14 protein-coding genes are annotated in these 20,030 nt (G+C 43.4%); 10 read left to right on the top strand and 4 right to left on the bottom strand.

All coding sequences use genetic code 11. From position 1 onward, the window contains the following. Positions 1–143 precede the first annotated feature (143 nt). The 3 genes from IEW11_RS12840 to IEW11_RS12850 all read left to right on the top strand — a co-directional run bounded on the left by IEW11_RS12840 (position 144) and on the right by IEW11_RS12850 (position 5,113). Complete coding sequence (locus IEW11_RS12840; RefSeq protein WP_188531462.1) at positions 144–1,100, top strand: DNA/RNA non-specific endonuclease; 957 nt, start codon at positions 144–146, stop codon at positions 1,098–1,100. A 332-nt stretch (positions 1,101–1,432) separates the two neighbouring features. Further along, positions 1,433–3,751, top strand: a complete 2,319-nt coding sequence (locus tag IEW11_RS12845; protein WP_188531463.1) for an AAA family ATPase — start codon at positions 1,433–1,435, stop codon at positions 3,749–3,751. A gap of 36 nt (positions 3,752–3,787) precedes the next feature. Beyond that, positions 3,788–5,113: a competence protein CoiA family protein gene (locus IEW11_RS12850; protein WP_188531464.1), complete on the top strand. Its 1,326-nt coding sequence runs from the start codon at positions 3,788–3,790 to the stop codon at positions 5,111–5,113. A gap of 483 nt (positions 5,114–5,596) precedes the next feature. Here IEW11_RS12850 and IEW11_RS12855 read toward each other — a convergent pair whose 3' ends face one another. Continuing rightward, positions 5,597–5,791: a hypothetical protein gene (locus IEW11_RS12855; protein WP_188531465.1), complete on the bottom strand. Its 195-nt coding sequence runs from the start codon at positions 5,789–5,791 to the stop codon at positions 5,597–5,599. Positions 5,792–6,292: 501 nt separating this feature from the next. On the opposite strand from IEW11_RS12855, the gene IEW11_RS12860 reads away from it, so the two are divergent. Further along, positions 6,293–6,937: a phospholipase D-like domain-containing protein gene (locus IEW11_RS12860; protein ID WP_188531466.1), complete on the top strand. Its 645-nt coding sequence runs from the start codon at positions 6,293–6,295 to the stop codon at positions 6,935–6,937. Here the strand turns inward: IEW11_RS12860 and IEW11_RS12865 are convergent. The 3 genes from IEW11_RS12865 to IEW11_RS12875 form a co-directional block, all read right to left on the bottom strand. Beyond that, positions 6,932–7,444: a hypothetical protein gene (locus tag IEW11_RS12865; RefSeq protein ID WP_188531467.1), complete on the bottom strand. Its 513-nt coding sequence runs from the start codon at positions 7,442–7,444 to the stop codon at positions 6,932–6,934. The genes IEW11_RS12860 and IEW11_RS12865 overlap by 6 nt on opposite strands. A 185-nt stretch (positions 7,445–7,629) precedes the next feature. Then, positions 7,630–9,270, bottom strand: coding sequence for a single-stranded-DNA-specific exonuclease RecJ (recJ, locus tag IEW11_RS12870; RefSeq protein WP_188531468.1), 1,641 nt, complete (start codon positions 9,268–9,270; stop codon positions 7,630–7,632). Between the two features lie 292 nt (positions 9,271–9,562). Beyond that, positions 9,563–9,787 (bottom strand): helix-turn-helix domain-containing protein, encoded by a 225-nt coding sequence (locus tag IEW11_RS12875; RefSeq protein ID WP_308422734.1) that lies wholly within the window; start codon positions 9,785–9,787, stop codon positions 9,563–9,565. Positions 9,788–9,929: 142 nt separating this feature from the next. Here IEW11_RS12875 and IEW11_RS12880 point away from each other — a divergent pair, with 142 nt between their 5' ends. The 6 genes from IEW11_RS12880 (at position 9,930) to IEW11_RS12905 (ending at position 19,528) form a co-directional block, all read left to right on the top strand. Further along, complete coding sequence (locus tag IEW11_RS12880; RefSeq protein ID WP_188531470.1) at positions 9,930–10,736, top strand: TnsA endonuclease N-terminal domain-containing protein; 807 nt, start codon at positions 9,930–9,932, stop codon at positions 10,734–10,736. Further along, the gene (locus tag IEW11_RS12885) at positions 10,733–12,922 is read left to right on the top strand and encodes a TnsB C-terminal domain-containing protein (RefSeq protein WP_188531471.1); all 2,190 of its coding nucleotides are present in this window, start codon (positions 10,733–10,735) and stop codon (positions 12,920–12,922) included. Before IEW11_RS12880 ends, IEW11_RS12885 begins: the two co-directional genes overlap by 4 nt. Further along, a complete protein-coding gene (locus tag IEW11_RS12890; protein WP_188531472.1) occupies positions 12,922–14,652 on the top strand; it encodes an ATP-binding protein in 1,731 nt (576 codons plus the stop codon). The genes IEW11_RS12885 and IEW11_RS12890 overlap by 1 nt, the downstream gene beginning before the upstream one ends. Before the next feature lie 12 nt (positions 14,653–14,664). Then, positions 14,665–16,521 carry a TnsD family Tn7-like transposition protein gene (locus IEW11_RS12895; protein WP_188531473.1) on the top strand — a complete coding sequence of 619 codons (1,857 nt, stop codon included), beginning with the start codon at positions 14,665–14,667 and terminating at the stop codon, positions 16,519–16,521. 2,155 nt (positions 16,522–18,676) lie between these two features. Continuing rightward, entirely contained in the window at positions 18,677–19,009 is a 333-nt protein-coding gene (locus IEW11_RS12900) for a helix-turn-helix domain-containing protein (protein WP_188531474.1), read from the top strand. Positions 19,010–19,231: 222 nt separating this feature from the next. Then, entirely contained in the window at positions 19,232–19,528 is a 297-nt protein-coding gene (locus IEW11_RS12905) for a hypothetical protein (protein ID WP_188531475.1), read from the top strand. The last annotated feature ends 502 nt before the right edge of the window (positions 19,529–20,030 follow it).

Raw genomic sequence — 20,030 nt, forward strand, 5'->3', positions numbered from 1 at the left:
GAAATAATACGGCACCTTCGTTCCGCTAACGGGCAGCATTCAATAGAATATTAGTCTTTTATGGTAAGAACATAGAACAAGATAACTTAAAGTCGTCGTTTCTAGAATGAACAGGTATGAAACTATTATAGGAGAGTCCTAAAATGAAAAAGAAATTGAACTATTTAATCTTACTGTTAATGATCATCTTAATGGTTGGTTGTACCAATGCAGAAAATTCAACTATTACAAATGTAGAAGATGCTCCACAAGAAGTAACCACAGTTGATAAAGAACCTGAAGAAACTGTTACCGAGGTCATTATAAAGACAGAAGGAGAAGAAACTACCCCGACGGTTGTTGACGAACAGGTAGCCGAGGAAACACCAACCCAACCAAATAACGAACTTTTCACAGGATACAAACTCATTGAAGTGGATGGTTGTGATTTGTCTGGGCATCGTGAACCTAACGTCGTTGTGGATGTTGGTTACGGGGACCGTGAATACTGGGCATTTACAAACGAACACGGGCAACTAGTGCGTGTCATTGCTGACGAAATCATTCTACAAGATGACAGTAAGGAGTCTGTCTCATCGTCTGGTAGATATTGCTCTGATGAAGCAAAAGTTCCTGGTGTCGAAAGTGATGTGTTAGATGAAGGACATGTTATTGCTGATTCACTTGGCGGGGTATCGAATGCTTATAACATCACCCCACAAGATAGTACACTCAACCGACATGGTGATCAAGCTTATATGGAAGACGCTATACGCAAAGCAGGTGTAGCTACTAATTTCGAAGCTATTATCGCCTACCCGAACACGGAGACGCAGATCCCTTCAAATTATCAATATACCTATACGTTAATGGGTAACGTAATTGTCGATACATATGACAATGTGAATCCTGATGAAGTGAACGCATCACTCGGTTTAACAGGCAGTGAACCTTCCGATTCCACGAGTTCAGAGGATCTTTCTAGTGTCGATACAAACGGTAACGGAAAGGTAACGATTAAAGAAGCAAAAACAGCTGGTTATAGTATGCCAATAACGAGTGACCACTGGCTATACAAATATATGGATGATCGTGATGGTGACGGCATGGTAGGTGAGTAAGACTAAAATAAATGACGAAAGTACAGAAAATTTTCCTCGTTGGACGATTTTACAATTTGCAAATTGGTGTCTGTACAGGAAACAACTAAGGTTGAACAGATACATCGTTTTTTTTTCTGAAAATAACTTAACTAACGGGCATTGGTTAGTTACACTTTGTCTCCTTCGTCGGTGCCCATAGTAACAAGCATTGGCTTAATTTGTGTAAAGAGCATAACATCACCGTTATACTGCTTTGCTAGAGGATTATTTTTACTATATTAATGAAAATTGAAAGGAGTCTGACAATTGATGTCGAATATTTCCTTAATTTATCTCAGGGGATGATTTCAATGATTACGAAGATCGTCAAGATCAAAAACACGGGTAAATTCAGATCGTGCACGCCGAAGGGGATACAACTAAACCGATTCACTATTCTCTACTCCGAAAATGGCCGTGGCAAGACCACATTGTCAAACGTCTTTCGCTCGCTTCATGAACAAAATGGGGAATGGATTGTGGGCAGAAAAACGATTGGAGGGAGTGGCGAACAGGCCGTAGATTTGTTGACAGAAAACGGAATGCTCTCTTTTAGAGAACATAACTGGTTAAGTAAGCCCGATTTTGATCTGGAAATATTCGATTCATCCTTTGTAAGTCAAAATGTATACTCCAGACACGTAATTGAGCATGATCAAAAAAAACAGCTCTACTTATTCACGATTGGAAAACAAGGCGGGGAACTGGCCGATCATCTTGTGTCCTTGGATGATGATTTGAAAAAGAAAAACGCCAAAAAAAAGGAAACCGAAAAAGAGCTTGTGCAAGGTGTTCAGGGCGTTGTCTCTCCAGCTGACTTCCTGAAATTTCCTCCGAAGCATGATCTTGAGGATGAAGTTCAAAAGCAGTCTATCACACTTAAAGCTATGGAGAAGCAAAATGAAATTAAGGCAAAACCATACTGTTCGGCGGTTTCTCTACCGTCGTTCGATAAACAAAAATTTCTTGGGAATATATCGGGCAACACATTCCAACAACTCGTTGATAATGCAGAGGAATTGACCAAAAAACATATCCAGCAACACCTTGATCAGCGCGGCGAGAAATGGCTTGAGTATGGAGTTTCCAAAATTACGTCAGATGAAAAGTGTCCGTTTTGCGATCAAGATCTAAAAAATACCCCATTGGTGACTGCTTTCAAAACATACTTTAGCGAGGAATACAAAAGAGCAATACATACGGTAAATCTCTTGGAAACGACGTTTACAGAAAAGTTTTCCAATGACGCGTTGCTTAATTTGCAGAAACATTTTCATACCAATCACGAGTTAGTATCATATTGGAGATCATACGACGCCATAGACGATGTAAAGCAGTTGGATTGGGAACAAATAAAAGCAACGTGGGACGATTTCACAAGAAGCATGACAACACTAATCGCCGAAAAAAAACTTGCGCCGCTCGAACAGATAAATGTATCCTCCGAAAGAATCGCATCAATTGATAAGTACCTTGATCTGCTGAATGAGCTGACCGCTTATAATGGCACAATAACTCAAATTAACAAAACGATCGAAGCAAGAAAAACGTTGGCGGATAACACGAATATCCAAGAAGTAAAAACTAAACTCACTTATTTAACGAATGTAAAGCTGCGTTATAGCGAAGAAAAAGTCGGAATGGCTGAGAAATACACACAACTTTTAGCAACAATCCGCGAACTAGAGCGGGCAAAAAATGAAGTTCGACTCTCATTGAATGCTTACACGACTGATATTTTTGCCAAGTATGAAACTCAAATCAATAGACATTTAACAAATTGCGGAGCAAGTTTTACGATTTCGGATTATAAATCGAGTTTTGTCGGCGGCAGACCAAGCAGCAATTTTTCGCTAAAGATCAACGATATGGCAGTCGACGTGGGGAATGACAAATCTCCGTTAACGGGACCTTCATTCAAAAACACACTAAGTGAAGGAGATAAGAGCAGTCTTGCCTTTGCGTTTTTCTTGGCGAAGCTTGAATCTGATCCTGAAATTCGCAATAAAGTGATTATTTTCGATGATCCGATTTCGAGTATGGATAACCATCGAAAGAGTTATACGGCAGACCAGATCATGAAATTTTCTGTGATCGCTAGACAAGTGATTGTGCTGACGCATGATACCTTCTTTGCGCGCGTTTTGTGGGACAAGTTTGCGGAGAAAAAGACATTGCTTAGCCAGTTTTGCATCAAAAGGGAAGGCAAGTACGACAGCACCATTGATATATGGGATATCGAAGCCGAAACAAGATCTGATTACTATCATTTGTATCATACGCTCGCAGATTTCTTGGACGGAAAGCTGCCGCCGATGAATTTTCGATCCGTTGCAATGTGCATTCGCCCTATTTTGGAAGGTAATTTGCGTGTTCGCTTTCCTCGTGATTTCACCAGCAGTGAATGGCTTGGCGGATTTATTCAAAAGGTACGGACGTCAACCGAGCCACATCTCTCATTAATACAAGGGCAGCTTGCTGATCTTGAAGATATTAATGATTACAGTAAGAAGTATCATCACGACCAAAATCCTTTTGCGGATACTGTGCCCATCAACGAAGCCGAATTGCTCGCCTACGTTAGGCGGACTCTCAATGCTTTAAGGGGATTACACAATGCAGTAATCTAGGCGTCACGATCAAATCACTAGGTGGAGGATCGAAAAATGGATATCGCGCGGTACGAAGGATTAGTGATGAATATTAATACAGAGTTGAGTAAGGTCAGCGATTACGACAGAGATAAAGCGATCGAAAAGTACAGGCGTATAGCAGAAAAAGGAGCAATGACATGCCCGTTTTGCGCTGAGAAACTGCTGCTTCGAGCAGGTGAAATCCGCGGAATTCATTTTGCACATCCATCGGGCAAGACCTGTCAGGAAGCAGCCGCTTACGATACATACCGCGAACAAACAAGGCGCGAGAACAAAAAGCATTCCATTATCAAGGAAGCAATTTACACCGAGCTGAAGAGCCAGGAAATCATTAAGCCCGACCTCAAGGTAGAGTACGGCTATAAAGAAAAAGCATCCGAGAAGTGGAGGCATTATCCCGATATCTACATGAGCAAGGGTGGGCGTGAATTCGCCATTTCGGTAATAACCGAGGTTCACAATATCGGGGATGAAAAAATCGTCAAAACGATCAGCAAGCGAAATCAGTATTTCGCTGATAGAGGCCTGGAGTCAATATGGTTTGTCGAAGACAGGGAACTAGCAGATGATTTTGAGCACCGCGTGCTTCATCTGTGGGAAGCTGAGTACGGCCTAGCAATCAAGACTGAAGCGGACCGCACATGGGACGCATTCATGGAAGGTATCATGCAGGATTTCACTGATCACAATATCTTGGATCTGTTCGGGTATCGGGCATACGCACCCATGCAACTTGATGTTCGAAGCTTGTATTATGTGCACTCCGCAGGCGATGAGATAACGTTCTCGGTCTATCGGTTAATCTTGGACGAGAAGCGGAAGCCATTCCGCGCTTTCGCGTTAACCCGCGGCTATCGGGTGCATATGTCCAGCGCGCTTATTGTTCGCGATGAAATCGTGCTGAGCAGGGAAGAGCAAGAGGATGAAGACCGCATGCAATTCGCAAACGATGTGGCCGAGCGGGTTGAGCAGTTCCGAGAAGAAGCGATCGTCCGCGAGGAGGCGCGCTTGGCTGCGCAGTATGCCGCCGAAGAAACAGCAAGAACGCGCATGCAGGCGCTGCCGCCCGAATACCAGCGAGCGGTTGCCGCCGCGTCGGAAATCGTGAATGTTGATATCGATGTCCTCGATTATATGGACAAATTGAAGGCCGCGTCAATCACCGCCAAAGAAGCTAAAAGGCTATTCCATTTCATGGAGCGGCATCGTAGCGAGCTTGATGATTACGGCCTGTCTTTTAAAGAGGTTAAGCGACTCATCAACTATGCGCTTGGCAGAATCGGCAATCCCGACATACGCAAATGGCTGATTGAAATCGAATACCTTAGAGGAGAGTAACGGTGCAGTCATTCTCGACACATTAATCCGTGATTTTATAGTCAAATAAAGCGATTAAATGCTTTAAAGGAAGAGTAACCTTCGCATTACCTCTAATTAAGCTAACGGGCGTGATATAAGCATTCTTACTCGAACATCTTCATTCGTAATAAAATTTGATATTTTGACCGCAAATTAAGATGTGACGAAAAGGAAAGGGAGATCCAAATAATATGGTCAAACATTACGATCCTTTTAAAGAAATGACTTTTACATATGATCGTTGTTTTATGTGCGGCATTTTTTTAGATGATGATATTAATACGGATGAGCATGTTTTTCCTAAGTGGCTTGGATAAAACAAGCTTCAAGAAAATATCGTTGGCTATGCTAAATCATAAAACGTGTGAAGAGTATGAGCACTATGTAAATTGGTTTGAATCAAATAAAAGATCCATTATGGAGTTGGAGCAGATAGATTGAAACAGAGAAAAATATAGCCGCTTAGCGAACCCTGAATTCGCAAGCGGCTTTTACGTAATATTCATCGTTGATCTTGACGGCATAATCGTTCTGAGATTCGATTACACCGCCATAGTCTACGATTTTATTCTCCATCCAGGCGGTGACTGGTGTTTTGTTATGGATTGCGGCTGCGATATGTGCGTCGGTGGATAGAATAAATCCTGATTTGAACATGCGTTACCCCTTCGGTGGATAAGTATCATTGCCATGGCTGTCTTTTGAATGGATTTTGACATCTTTCTTGTGAATGATGAGTTCGGTACCTTGATTATGAGTTTTTCGACCTTAATCAACCGCTTCTTTCTAGGTGTTGTGATTTTTGTTGTTTTGTTGTTTCATGCACCTTGGACTTTCCGACCACCGCCTTTGTTGGGCGTAATGTGCTAATCGGTATAACCCTGACCACCTCTAATACCCTATATTTTATAGTAATTTAAATGCCAAGATCAAGAACGATTATTCGACAAGTTGCTGCTTGATGATTCACGGCCGAAGATAAAAAAGAACGGGAGCAGCCAGGCTATTCTGTTCTTGGCCTAGTGTTAAATCCAATTATAAACACCCCGACAATACGAGCGACGTCAATTATGAAGGAAATGGATTGTTTTATTTATAATTGTGATTAGTATAGGACAAATCTGTCAATACATACCTTGGTTTAAAGGGGGGATATTTATGGAACCAATAACAATTATCTTTGCAAGCATAGCAGGGATTTCGGTTGCTGGATATGTTCTATACAAGAAAAAAAATGACCTTTCATCTCAGGATAACGCAGCCGAAATTAAGAAAATTATTGAGGAAATTGATCCTGTAAATAATTCAAAATTTAAAGTCGCTTACGCGTTCACAAAAACTGACAATCCTCCAGATGTTAAATTGAAAGAAATAATTGATACGGCTAAAAAAAGTCTTGATATAGCTATGTATACGTTTACAGACAAAGGGATATTAAACCGAGTGCTCCACGCAACAAACAGGGGGGTTAAAGTGCGATTAATAACCGATAAAGCTCAAACTAAAAATGCGAATGGTCAATACTCATTAATTCAATCCCTTGCAAGAGCTGGCATACCAGTAAAAGTAAATAATCATCAAGGTTATATGCACTTAAAGATTTTGATAGCGGACAATGATAAAATCGTGACAGGTTCCTATAATTACACAAATAAGGCCAAAAGCTCCCATGATGAAGTAATTGTCATTCTAGAGGATAACCATATCGCTCAGAAATGGACAGACCAATTTAACAGAATGTGGAATGACGAGAATAATTTTAGAGAGTTTATTGGTAGGGATTCTTTCACAAACGCTTCATGAATGCCTATAAAAGATTTGCTTAAATACACCGAGGAGAATTAGAGAAAAGAATGCAAAGACGGCTAGAAATGTAAAGGAGTGGACTAGTCCATAAGCTAAATATTTCACACCACCGATCGCAAAAATAAATCCCATAAAGGACTGAACAAACATTAATACTACACGGAGCCATTTTTCGATAGGGGTAAAATTACTCCAATGATTCATTTTATAATAAAAATAAATTGCGCTAATACACAGGGTCGCTGCAAGTAAGTACATAATTGCTGGAAGCCAAAAGTTTTGGCCTGTTGAGTACGGTGACTGATAACTTGAGCTTGGTTCTGCTGAATTTTTGAAGAGTTCCTTAATCGGAGATGTGAATGTCGAGACTGCTTCATGTGCCGCATCGGTAGCTAGTGCTGAAAACTTTGCATCCACTGGATTGAAGTAGCTGTTGCCAATGAATGCGAAGGCCATGGCTATAAAGAACATGAACAAAAAGATGGTATCCTTGAAATGACTCATAAAAAACCACCTCTCGTAAGCTGTAATTCTTAATTGTATGTATTGTTGAGAAAAATAGGACAAAAGGCTTTGAATGGCTCGAAGATAAGCAAAATACTCAGATTACTTAACATCTCGAAGAAAAAACAATCAAAATAGCGGCTGCTATTTAAGCCGCCGCGCGAGACTAAGGGAATATTTTCAAATTAAATACTCTGAATATCATTGATTACAAAATCACGCTTCTCATACGAATTTGGGCTGTAAAGAAATCGAAATTGGCTGCAAGAATTTGAATGTATATATTCAGCTCTGCCAAACAATAATGCACTTTTTGAGCCGATCCGATATTTAGCATGCTGCTTTTGATTTCCAAATCGTTCAAATGCCTCAGCCATGCCAGTGGTTAAGAATACAGGTTTTTGATTCCCCATGCCAAAAGGCTCCATTAACATAAAGTTTTCAAAGAGGGCATTGGTGCAGTCGCTCAGCTGAAACGAGCTGTCATAATACTTGATCGGTATAATCGGCGGTTCGTGCGCGGCGGCATTTTGCAAGGATGTTCTAAACTGATTTAAGCAGGCAAGATCCACGGTTAATCCAGCAGCAGCTTGGTGTCCGCCGTAAGCCTTAAGCAAATCCGCGCAACGGGCCACGGTGTTTATGATGGAAAACTGCGTATTTTGCACGCTGCGGCCTGAGCCCTTTCCCTCATTGGTAATGATGATTGCGGGCTTATGGTATTTATCCGTTACTCTCGCCGCAAGAATACCGATAATCCCTTCTGAATAGTCCCCGCAAGCAACGATTACTTTTTGCCGATGCAAACCCTGACTTATTATGGATTGATCAAGTAATTGAAAACACTCCTGGGTCAACCTTTTACGTTTTTTGTTTTGTTCAATGAACCGCTCAAACTCTTTAGTTTTAGTATCATCGCTGATCAACGCGTGCAATGCTTCATTTGGATCGCCAATACGGCCGCAGGAATTGAAAATCGGCGCGATTAGAAACGATATCGTGGAGCTGTCGATCGAGTTCAGATTGAGCAAGCGAAACAGCTCGCGCAGCCGCGGGGACGGATCTGCATTCATTTTTTGAATGCCGAGCTTAGCGATTACGCGGTTTTCGCCCGTTAGCTGCATAAGATCCGCAATGGTTCCGAGCGCGGCGAGCTCAATATACTGCCATGCATGAATCCGCCATTCATGATTTCCGCTGGCTACAAACAAGGCATGGACCAACTTATAGGCCACCCCTGCGCCAGCAAGGTACGGGTTCGGGTAGTCGTTGTCATCCCGTTTTGGATTCACAAAAGCATGGCAATTTGGATGCGAACCTGTTATCTCATGGTGGTCCGTGACAATGACATCAATTCCTTTGGAAGCGGCGTAGCGAAGTGCTTCATACGCATTTGAGCCGTTGTCGACCGTGATGATCAAGGCAGGATCAATCAACACCATGCGTTCAATAGCGATTGCGGTAAGGCCGTACCCGTCTTTGCGTGTCGGCAGGACGGCACTTACATCCGCGCCGAAAAAGCAAAGACCTTTATACAGGAGAGAAGCTGAGGTAATGCCGTCAACATCATAATCGCCGTAGATCACAATTCTTTCATGATTCTTTATTGCCCGAACGATCCTGATTACGGCTTTTTTCATGTCGCGGAGCAAAAAAGGGTCATGCAGGTCCGAGATTGTCGGGTAGGCGTATTTCCAAAAAGTATCCTCGCTTGCGATTCCCCTAGCAAAAAGCATTTTAGCTGTCAGTGGCTCAATTAGAAAAGCACTTGAATGGTACGCGGCCACATCATCCGAGCAAAGATTCGGCTTCTCAGTCCATTCCATTTTTGGATCACCTCACTACCTCATTCATTGCCAAATTAAAATATTTCCAGACTCTGGAAATATTGAACCAAATTGAATACAAAAAAACCGCTGCTCAGTTGAGCAGCGGTTAACTAAAGGGTCATTAACATCCAAAATTTGATATTATAAAATCAATAATTATAAATGATTTCAAACTAATAAGCAATCATTATTTTTTGGAAATCTATTGACATTTCATGCGGCGCCAATTATTCTGGACCATACAGACGAAAGTTTGTCATCGCTTTACATTTTTCAACATCTGCCGACTTCAATAGATTCTACGTTCAGCAGTCGCTTCGAATAAGTCAGTCAGCTGGATGCCGAGTTCGGCGCATAATCGGGGGAGAAACTCGGGCTTTATCTTTCCATTGTTATTTTCGAGGGTGCTTAAATAATTGGCAGACACGTGCAGTCGCTCTGCTAATTCCTGGAGCGTCAGACCTTTTCTAATACGGAAATACCGTAAATTTACACCAAATGTCACTAGATTCACACCTCTTTCAATTAGTGATGGATAAATGATAGCCGCCGTTCACGAAATGGGTATAATTGTCAGACAATTTGACGAATATGATGATAACACTATCATACAATGGCAGGTGAATAACATGCGTAAAATGTCTCAGGAGAACAGAATGAAGGCAGGACGCGGCCAGGAAACGGGCAAAGATTACGTGCCATGGACCACAGTTCGAGATTTTTCTGGAAACAACTCCCAGTCAGGAAGGGTTCCTGGATGGAAGACAGGGCGTATCCATAACTTCTTGTCCCAGTTTGAACGCCACTATTTTTATATGCTCGAATGGTCCGACAACATTACAGACATCAGAGAAAAATATCCCTTGCCTATCGAGAACACCAGCGACTTGTCCCAAAGACTCGGTATTAAACACCCCGAGGATCAGAAAACAAAAGAGTTGATCGTGATGACCACTGATTTTGTGATCAATGTTAATCAAAATGGGAATAACGAGATGGTTGCCCGAACAGTCATTCCAGCCAATCAACTCTCTTCAAAACGGAAAATCGATAAGTTTGAACTGGAACGCATGTATTGGGCTGAGCGAAATGTAGACTGGGGAATCGTGACGGAACACGAGATTCCGAAAGAGATGGCCCAAAATATTGAATGGATTTACGCTTGTCGGGATATCGATGGCTCACCGTTTCACTCGTCACCTACGATTTTAGCGCAATTGGAGCCGACTTTGTATAGTGAAGTTACAAATTCATATGGATTCTCACTTGCCGAAGCTGCTTTAAACGTAGACAAACGGACAGGCATGGAGAACGGCGCATCACTTTGGGCGATCCAACATTTTATAGCAACAAAACAGTGGATTGTGGACATGACCAAGCGAATCCATCCGTCAAAACCGCTCTTTGTGGAACGAGCAGCTCAAAACGGAATCCAACATCATAAGGAGAATGTCGTGTCATGATTGCGGCGGGCAATCTGATTGAGTGGATCGAGACGGATTACATGGAACGGGTGTTATGGGTCGATTCCCACTATAAAGAATGCTATGTGATACGGCTGAATCCACTAGGAGAAGAGCAGGTTTACTTTCCTGTGCTGCGTCAAGTGAAGGCGCTCACGTCGGCGCTCGAAGAAGGACAGGCGATCGTGCGGCCAGTTGACCCATATATGAATTTTCCTGTTCCGTCGCCCGATAATACCCAAGCTTACGAGGATCGTGATAAAGCCTGGGAATTGATTAAGGATTTGGTAAAAGATGTGCCCGATATCTATGATAAAACGCTTCGATGGGCCGCGTTACAGGATCGAATGGATGAAAGTGGTGCCACAGCGAAAACGTACTACAAGTATCTTCGCAGATACTGGGCAGGGGGCATGACTGAAGCGGCGTTATTTCACGCACATGACAGAAAGGGTGGAAAAGGAAAAAAGAAAAGTGCCGACGGATCAAAACGCGGGCGGCCCTCCAGAGTGTCCAAGACGCTTGGCATTATGACGGGCGTGAATATCACAGAGGAAATAGAAGCGATTTTTTCGCTCGCAATAAAGGTTTTCTATAACCCGAGAAAGCCCAAGTCGCTGCCCAAAGCTTACAAAGACATGATCGATGAATGGTTTAGCATCGGCGATATAACGGACAGAGATGGCAATAAAATCCCATTGCTCCCGTCTGAAGAAGAACTGCCGACTTTCGCTTCGTTTAAAAGTTGGTATTACAGAAGCTATAACACACGTGAGAGGTTAATTGCCAAAGAAGGCAAGCGAGCCTTCAACTTGAAGCATCGACCATTGTTAAGCAGCACAAAGGACATGCACTTTGGTCCAGGAGCTATTTACCAAGTTGATGCGACCATTGCGGATATATACTTGGTTTCCCGCTTTGACCGCACACGTCTAATAGGCCGACCTGTAATTTATGTTATCGTTGATGGCTTCAGCAGATTAATTCCTGGGTTTTATGTCGGACTGGAGGGACCAAGTTGGACGGGTGCTCGAATGGCGCTTGCAAACGCTTTTGAAGATAAGGTGGAGTTTTGTGCGCGGTACGGAATCACAATCACTAAAGATCAGTGGCCCTGCCAGCATGTGCCAAAGGCGATTCTCGCGGACAATGGCGAACTGAAAAGCAAAGCTTCCGATAATGTGGTAAGCGGGCTAGGCATTACACTTCTGAATGCGGCACCTTTCCGCGCGGACTGGAAAGGCATTGTAGAGCAAACGTTTAACCTGCTGAATGTAAACGCCATTAAATGGGCGCCTGGGGCGGTACACAAGCGTGAGCGTGAGCGCGGAGAGAAAGATCACCGCTTGGACGGCAAACTTACGCTGGAGGAGTTTACAGCGTATATGATCCAAACTGTACTGGAGCATAACCAAGAGAAGTATATGGATTACTACGGCTTGGACTCAGATATGGTTGCCCAGCACGTCAGCCCTTACCCGCTTGACCTGTGGAACTGGGGCATTCAAAACCGCGGCGGCATCCTTCGAGCGTTTCCTCCTGATTATATTCGGTATCATCTGATGCCAAAAGAAGAAGCGACCGTAACCCGCGAGGGCATCAGGTTTGAGGGCATGTTTTATTCCTGCGATACGGCGATGAGGGAAGCTTGGTTTGAACAGGCGGCGTCAACTGGCGTTTGGAAAGTGCCGATTTCGTATGATTTTCGCAGCACGAATGCGATTTATCTGCCCGCTGAAAACGGACAAGGTTTTGAACGCTGCGAATTGACGCCGAAATCAGAAGAGCTTTACAAGAACAAAACCATAGAAGAAGCAACGGATTATAACGAAATTGCAAAGCTAAACCGCGATTTAGCAGGCCCGAGGAAAATGCAGTCGCAGACCGAATACAACGCGAAGCGACAAGCGATAATCGAAAAGGCAACGAAACGGACAGACGAAGAGCTGAAACAGTCCGATAAAAGTAACAACGAGAGAACCAAAGAGATCCGAAACAATCGGCGAGAGGAAAAAGAGCTTAACCGCCTTGCCGAGAGACACGACATCGGCAAAAAACCGCCGCTGGAAAACCCAGCCAGGGTGATCGAGATGCCGCGTAAAGAGGACGGGCCGAGCAGCGAACTCCGTCCGAAGACAACGAAGCGAGATTCATTCCTGGATATATTGGATGAGGAGGAGCATTGATGACTGACATCCAAAAGCAAATCTTAGCCAATGGAACGCATGCGTTTATCGGCAACAAAGTAACTGCGAGATATAATGAGCAGCAAGATCCCATGTGCCAGCATAACGTTTACCTCGCGGCTCTTCCTCCAATCCTAAGCCCCAAAGAGGCGGTGTTCCAGCTTCGGTTAGAACCCGCATATTTGGAGTCGGAGCGCGAGCTTCCACCCGAGTATCGCCAGCATGCTGTTCAGCGGCTTTCAAATTTCATTCAGCCCACTCCCAATCAGTTGGATCTTCATCAAAGGATATCCAGAGTGATACGCGGCGGTTATGTCACACGGAACCCGCTTTCCCCAGAATGGGTGAAGCAGCTGCGGTCATCTTTCCCGAATCTTGATTGGGACGGAGAAGATGAGTACAAAAAACCAGTGATTTCCCCATCTGCCACAGGTTTTACCATTATCGGCACCAGCGGGGTCGGAAAAACCAAAGCGGTGGAGCGGGTGCTTGCGTATTACCCGCAACTGATAATGCACTATGAATACAACGGACACGTGTTTGAGCGGTCTCAACTTGTCTGGCTGAAACTGGAGTGCCCGTATAACGGCTCCATTAAAGCGCTGGTCTTAAACTTCTTTCAATCCGTTGATCAGATTATGGGAACGGAGTATTATCGAAAGTTTCACAAAAGCCGCCGCACGGCGGAGGAGCTGATACCTGAAATGTCGCGCATTGCCTCATCACTCGGGCTTGGGGTTCTAGTCATTGACGAAATTCAGAGGCTGAGTATGGCAGCAAGTGGCGGTGCCAAGCAAATGCTCAATTTCTTTGTAAAGCTGAACAACGAGATCGGCGTTCCTGTGATTTTGATCGGCACCCATAGTGCGCAGCGGATCTTGACCCAAGAATTTGCCCAGGTAAGACGGGGGCTGTCACAAGGCGATATGGTTTGGACGAACTTGAACCAGGAAGACCGCGAGTGGCAGCAGTTCGTCAAAAAGTTGTGGAAGTATCAGTTCACAAGTGAATACACGCCGCTCGATGAGGCCCTGAGTGACATGCTATACGATCAGACGCAGGGCATTGTTGATTTAGCGGTTAAGCTATTCATGCTCACGCAGTGGTCGGTCATTGGGATTCCTGGTGTTCAGGAGAAAATCACACCTGCTCTTATACGTGAGACGGCTAAAACCCACATGAAAACCGCGCAGCCAATTCTGGATGCGCTTCGAAACGGCGATGAAAACAAACTGCTCAAATACGGGGATGTCATTCCCGTAAGCAATGAAGTTCTGGAAAAGTTTTCCCAAAGTCAAAGGAGCAAGGTTACAGTTACGGGCCGCCTCAACACGCTTGCCATGCAGCAAAAGATGGAGAGCGCGGATACGGTTGGCGAGGCCGATGAGGAAATGCTGATCATTCAGGTGGCGATGAATCTGGTCAATGCAGGCGTGGACCAGGAGATCGCCAAAGACTGCGCCCGCGGGGCGCTTCTGATGAACGGCGGAAGCACGGACATTAAAGTGGCCATGTGGGACGCTTTTGAACTGGCGAAAAAGGCAAAAGAAGAAGCGAGTAATCGAAAGCAAAACCGAAAAACACCAGCACGCGTGAAAAAGAACGTTCCATACACCGAGCAGGATTTGCGCGGGATTACGGCGCGCGGGCTTGAACAGCGTGTGGCGCCGTATGAGGCCCTGAAGGAAGCGGGGTATATCCGCGAGTCAACGGAATTCCATGCCGTTTAGGGAGGTGCTTTCATGATCTATGACTTTAATCCGCATCAAGATGAATTGATGTACAGTGTGCTTGCGCGTTTCCACATCACAAGCCGAAATGTGGTCATCGGCAGCAAGGAAACCGTATATGACGCTTTTTCAAGCAGGTCAGCTTCGGCGGTGGTCGATCTGCCTTCCAGACTTGACATGCTGCATCTCAATTTGCAACCAGGGACTCGGTTTACGCCAGAGCGCATGATTCGGGATTTAACGCTTTTTCCGTTTTACGCGCCGTTTCTTTCGCTTGACCGTGTCCAAAAAGCGGTTGAAAAAATGAAGTCAGACGGGGAGGTGCACACAACCGTTGGCGTGATGGCTAGCGCGATCCCTGTGCTTACGCATATGCGGTATTGCCATCAATGCGTGGCCGAAGACACCGAAAGGTACGGGGAGGCGTATTGGCATCGAAGCCACCAGGTACAAGGCATAAACGTGTGCCATAAGCATAAGACGCGTCTTATCGAAAGCGCGCTTCAGATTTCGCAAAAGCAAAACAAACATGAGTTTGTGGATATTTCGGTTGCAGTTGGCAGTACGGAAGCGGGCGGAGAGCATAAGCCGTCGGATCATGAAATTTACCTGGCGGAGGCGGCGGCTTGGGTGCTTGAAAATGAAGTGCCGATTCTTGGCCAAGAGAAAATTCGGCAGAAGTATCTTGCCCGCTTGCAGCTAGAAGGCTACGCAAACTTTAAGGGGCAGGTTGATAATGAAAAATTTATTAGGGGGTTCGTCGGTTTTTACGGCCGAGAGTTTCTGGAATCCCTGCACTGCGGCGTTGATTACGCAGAGCAAGGAAACTGGTTGCTCAAACTCGTGCGGAAACCAAGAGCCGCCGCACATCCGATTCGCCACCTTTTGCTCATGCGGTTTCTAGGCTTTGAACCCGAGACCTTTTTTGCGGCGGAAACGACCTTTCGTCCTTTCGGCGAAGGCCCGTGGCCATGCCTGAACAAGGCGGCAGTCCACGAAGGGCAAACCGTCATCGAGAAAATTAAGGTGACGAGAGACTATAAAACAGGGCTTCCTGTGGGGACATTTGCCTGCGCCTGCGGATTTGTGTACGCCCGCCGCGGACCAGACCGCACAGCGGAAGACAAATACCGTATCGGACGGATTAAGGTGTACGGAGAGACTTGGGAATCGCGTCTAAAAGAACTGGCATTAGAGGGAAGAACCGTAGCGAGTATTGCATCCATTCTTGATTGTAATGTTTGCACCGTTATGAATTACAAGAAGAGACTTCTTGGAGAAGTGGAAACCGAGGCGGATGTGATATCTGAGAGCAATCCCGATAAGGATGATACAATTATCAGGAGAGACAGCTGGCTTGCTTTGCAGTTAAAGTATCCCGAAGCTACGCGTAAAATGCTACGTAAGATGGCTCCCGCGGATTTCACTTGGCTGTACCGACACGATAAAGAATGGCTGTATCAACACTCGCCGAAGAAAACTCCGCCACAGAAATATTCTGATACGCGGGTGGATTGGCAAGCAAGAGACCAAGAGATGCTCAGCGCGGCCGCTCAGGTGGTAGAGGATGAGCTTAGCGGCGAGAAAAAGCCCGAACGCATAACCGTCAGCATGGTCGGCAAACGGATCGGCCGCCTAGCTATATTGCATCGGCATGCGGATAAAGTGCCTTTAACGATAAGGTATCTCAGCGAAGTCACCGAGACAATCGAGGATTTTCAAATCCGTAGAGTCAGGTTTGTGGCCGCGCAGCTTCGCGCGGACAGCGAGTTGCTGATGGAGTGGAAGATCGTCCGAAAAGCTGGGCTACGGCCAGGTTTTTCGGAGGCGGTGCATGAGCAGATTTTGTGGGAGTGCAAGATGCTTTAACTGAAACAAGCCTATCTCTGCGGATAGGCTTGTTTCATGTATTAGGTAGCTTGTTCGGAAGTTAACTTGTCCTTCGATTATCAACCTAAAATCTTTACGACCTCGTGCATTTTGCATAACTTTTTATGCAAATAATTTAGCAGAAGCCGTTGTTTCTGCAAGGGCAAAAAAGGGACGGCGGAGATTTTGTGGGGTGCTTGACGCCTTATTGAAATGAATATGTTTCGGAGGATTATGTAAAAGCGATTTCGAATATTGGCTCCATGCCAAAATACAGGCAAAATATTCGGATAATAGGGTAAATTGGAAGAACGGAATAAGCAATTCCTCACCGTTGCAAACACAGCAGTGAAACAGAAATTTTAAATAGTTGACAGTCAACATGATTGAAAACAAATTGGTGTCTAAACATACTGAATACGCACCCAGAAAAAGTTCCGCAAACCATGTCGTTAAGTCCGCCGTCGAATTAATTCACAATGCCCTTATCAATAAATTTAATCAAAGAACAAGCATCGGAAGTGATGCTTGTTCTTTGGTTTGCTGTTTATTTATCTGTTTTTGCTGCTTCTTCATAACGGTTCAGTTCCTTTTTCCAGAAGGAAGCCTCATGCATATGCTTTTTAAATTTGTTTAAGTACACACTCAAGAAAAAGAAATGAACCAGAAAAATTAGCAAATTAATTATGCTAAGCGTGGTTAATCCCAAAGGAATCTTATTCTGAAAATATAAACTAGTTAGAAATATGATTATCGATAGTGGAGCGAGGTATTTAAGTAAGTCATAATTGGATTGAGCCTCTTCCGATATCCGTTCATGATCTTCTATGCGCGACTTATAACCGACTTTAGGAGAGGTCATTGACTTTATTTCTTCTAATTGAATTAAGATGCTAGTGACATTTTTAATCCTTCTAACCTTTATAAAAATATAAATTATAGACACAATAAAGCTGATTACCAAACAATACCAGTGTTGCTTATGGAAAAGCAATAATATGATATTAAATAACAAAAAGCCAAACAAAGACAATAAGAGTATTCGGCGAATATCTTTCGTTTGAAATTCTTTGTAATGTTGAATGTTAGTTTCGTGGGGCTTTGACAAAATCCTCTTTCCTCTCTAGTGGACTACTATTTAAGATAGCATGTATGTAATTTTCTGTATAGAGTAGTTATCATATTATCTCCCCTCCTGTGGGCGAACAATACAGCTGGCCTTATTAACCCTGATTATCTTTGTGCCGTCTAATAGCACTTTAAAATAACATCGTTCAGTTTTTATGTCGATCGCATTAAAGGTTCGGCCGACCACTTTGTATTCTGTAAACATATTATCCAAGGAATCTTTTATCATAAAATACTGCACAATGAAAAAAGCATAAAAACACATCACTATACAGTAGATAATTATTAAAATTCGCATATTACCACCTACCTTATCGAGTGCTTTCTACACCATTTCCTAAACTCCTCTTGTATGCGGACCGAAGGAGAATTCCTGATTATTAGAAATTGGTCCGCGAGAAGAGGCGTTCCGTCCTGACGCGGAACTGGAACAGAAAACGAGTAAGTCGCTAGAGTAAATGTGTCGAGTGGTGAAGCGGTACTTCACTTCATCAATTAGACGGCGGGGATACCCGTTGAATTCAATCATTAGTCGTAAATGTGAATATACTTGGAGATTCACCTGCGGCTTTTATTTAGCTCTTGGAAAATGGACTACCTGCGTCTATTATTTAACGATTTTTGAACAGCCGTCGAATAATTGCATGAACTTGGTGTATTCGTGGCGTTTGCCATAGAGATCAACGAATCTTACTTCCCATTATTATTTAACGCTCGTCCAAAAAGGTACTTCCCACTATTATTTAACGTTTTTGAAATGCCTGCTCTAATAATCGTTGATATTACTGAAGATTCACTTTCCACTATTTTTTAACGCGAACATCATCTGTCAGCTGATAAAAAAGTCGTGAACCAGTAAAAGATGTTGTGAACCAGTAAAAGATGTTGTGAACTAGTAAAAGATGTCGTGAACCGATATGCAAGATGATTAATCATCTAGAAGGGAGCCCGGGGGAATGATTTGGGCTCCCTTTTAATCTGTGTAGAAATAAATGTAAATGGGATTTTACGATCGGTGGTGAAATTGTTGAGTGACATTGGCTATAGAATCAAATGTATCCGCAAAGAGAATAGTTTAAACCAAATTCAGTTTGCAAAAAGTATAGGCATATCACAAGGAAACCTGAGTGAAATTGAAATGGGAAATAGTAATCCGTCTGCGGAAACATTAATATCTATTCGAACACAATATAATGTGAACTTAAATTGGTTATTAACTGGTATCGCTGCAGAAGATGGGACGACATATGTAGATGAGTTCGAGAAAAGGCTGATTGAAGTCTTTAGAAATCTTGATGATTATGACAAGAACGAAATAATTGAGTTTATACGAGTAAAAATAAAATTAAGATCAATATAGTTATTTAATGAAAATAAAGGATTTCGCTTAGCTTTAGATAAGTCTCTTATTAAAGTAATACATACTACCAGCATATATACTTTAATTATAATGAGGAGGACGTAGCCCAAGCGAAGGAGCGGGAACGTCCTTTTTGAAGTAACGGGCAGATTACCGTAACTTAATTGGGTGCTACTTCGTATGCAAAGTGGAGAATAATGTTATTTTGGGGAGTGAGCCATAATGCGTATTGAAGAATATCAGATAAATTTGTTATTGAAGAAAGTAAGTGCGGAAGAAGAAGCTATGCTTAAGAATGTAATTCATAAACAATTTGGTGTGAGTGTAGGTCTAACGCCAAAGGAATTGTCCGAAATGAAACTGGAAGTGCTAACTCCTCTGCTTAATATGCTTCGGGGATTAGTGCTTACCAAACAGCATAAACCAGATATAAGAGGTGCTCATTATTCTTTGCAGTCAAAAAGCCTCCCTCGAAAGGTTGTATTTGGAAGAGTGGATAACATGGATTCCCAAGAGTAAGTATCCTATATAATTAAACTATCGGAGAACGTTAGTTAACACAATAAATTAACTATGTTTCTGACCCGGCGCGTTATCATAAGCCGGGTTTGCTGTATATTTTGCAAACATTTTAAAAAACGTTATTATGCTGGTAGGCTTGACCTGGGGCTTCCAGCGGCTCTTTCATTTCAAACAGTTTCAGAAGGAAGCACTCATTTAGCGGTTTTTGGTGAGTGTTGTCCTTATTAATCGTTGCAAAAACAAACAAGGTTCCATAATGCTTCGAACCCCCTCGAAGGTAAGCAACGTTGATTGGCCTGTCCTCCAGCAGCTCCAGCCTTTGATTTCCATAGACTATCTCCACCTTCGAGTTAGATCGAGAATAAGAGAACGTAAGCTGATCGGTTAGCTGTCGAATTGGATCAATTCTAGGTAGATTTCTTCCACCATGAGGGTTTTCATTTGTCATAGTCGCCGTATTCTATTGTAGCTGGAAAAGAGTTTCAGTTTTGAATTCTGA

The organism is Paenibacillus abyssi (assembly GCF_014640295.1).
Classification (GTDB): Bacteria; Bacillota; Bacilli; order Paenibacillales; family Paenibacillaceae; genus Paenibacillus_D; species Paenibacillus_D abyssi.

Excerpts from the sequence above, each read along its gene's own strand:
- IEW11_RS12880 (WP_188531470.1), top strand. The coding sequence starts at position 9,930 with ATGAAGGCAGGACGCGGCCAGGAAACGGGCAAAGATTACGTGCCATGG.
- IEW11_RS12905 (WP_188531475.1), top strand. The coding sequence starts at position 19,232 with ATGCGTATTGAAGAATATCAGATAAATTTGTTATTGAAGAAAGTAAGT.
- IEW11_RS12845 (WP_188531463.1), top strand. The coding sequence starts at position 1,433 with ATGATTACGAAGATCGTCAAGATCAAAAACACGGGTAAATTCAGATCG.
- recJ (WP_188531468.1), bottom strand. The coding sequence starts at position 9,270 with ATGGAATGGACTGAGAAGCCGAATCTTTGCTCGGATGATGTGGCCGCG.
- IEW11_RS12840 (WP_188531462.1), top strand. The coding sequence starts at position 144 with ATGAAAAAGAAATTGAACTATTTAATCTTACTGTTAATGATCATCTTA.
- IEW11_RS12885 (WP_188531471.1), top strand. The coding sequence starts at position 10,733 with ATGATTGCGGCGGGCAATCTGATTGAGTGGATCGAGACGGATTACATG.
- IEW11_RS12855 (WP_188531465.1), bottom strand. The coding sequence starts at position 5,791 with ATGTTCAAATCAGGATTTATTCTATCCACCGACGCACATATCGCAGCC.
- IEW11_RS12850 (WP_188531464.1), top strand. The coding sequence starts at position 3,788 with ATGGATATCGCGCGGTACGAAGGATTAGTGATGAATATTAATACAGAG.
- IEW11_RS12865 (WP_188531467.1), bottom strand. The coding sequence starts at position 7,444 with ATGAGTCATTTCAAGGATACCATCTTTTTGTTCATGTTCTTTATAGCC.
- IEW11_RS12890 (WP_188531472.1), top strand. The coding sequence starts at position 12,922 with ATGACTGACATCCAAAAGCAAATCTTAGCCAATGGAACGCATGCGTTT.
- IEW11_RS12895 (WP_188531473.1), top strand. The coding sequence starts at position 14,665 with ATGATCTATGACTTTAATCCGCATCAAGATGAATTGATGTACAGTGTG.
- IEW11_RS12860 (WP_188531466.1), top strand. The coding sequence starts at position 6,293 with ATGGAACCAATAACAATTATCTTTGCAAGCATAGCAGGGATTTCGGTT.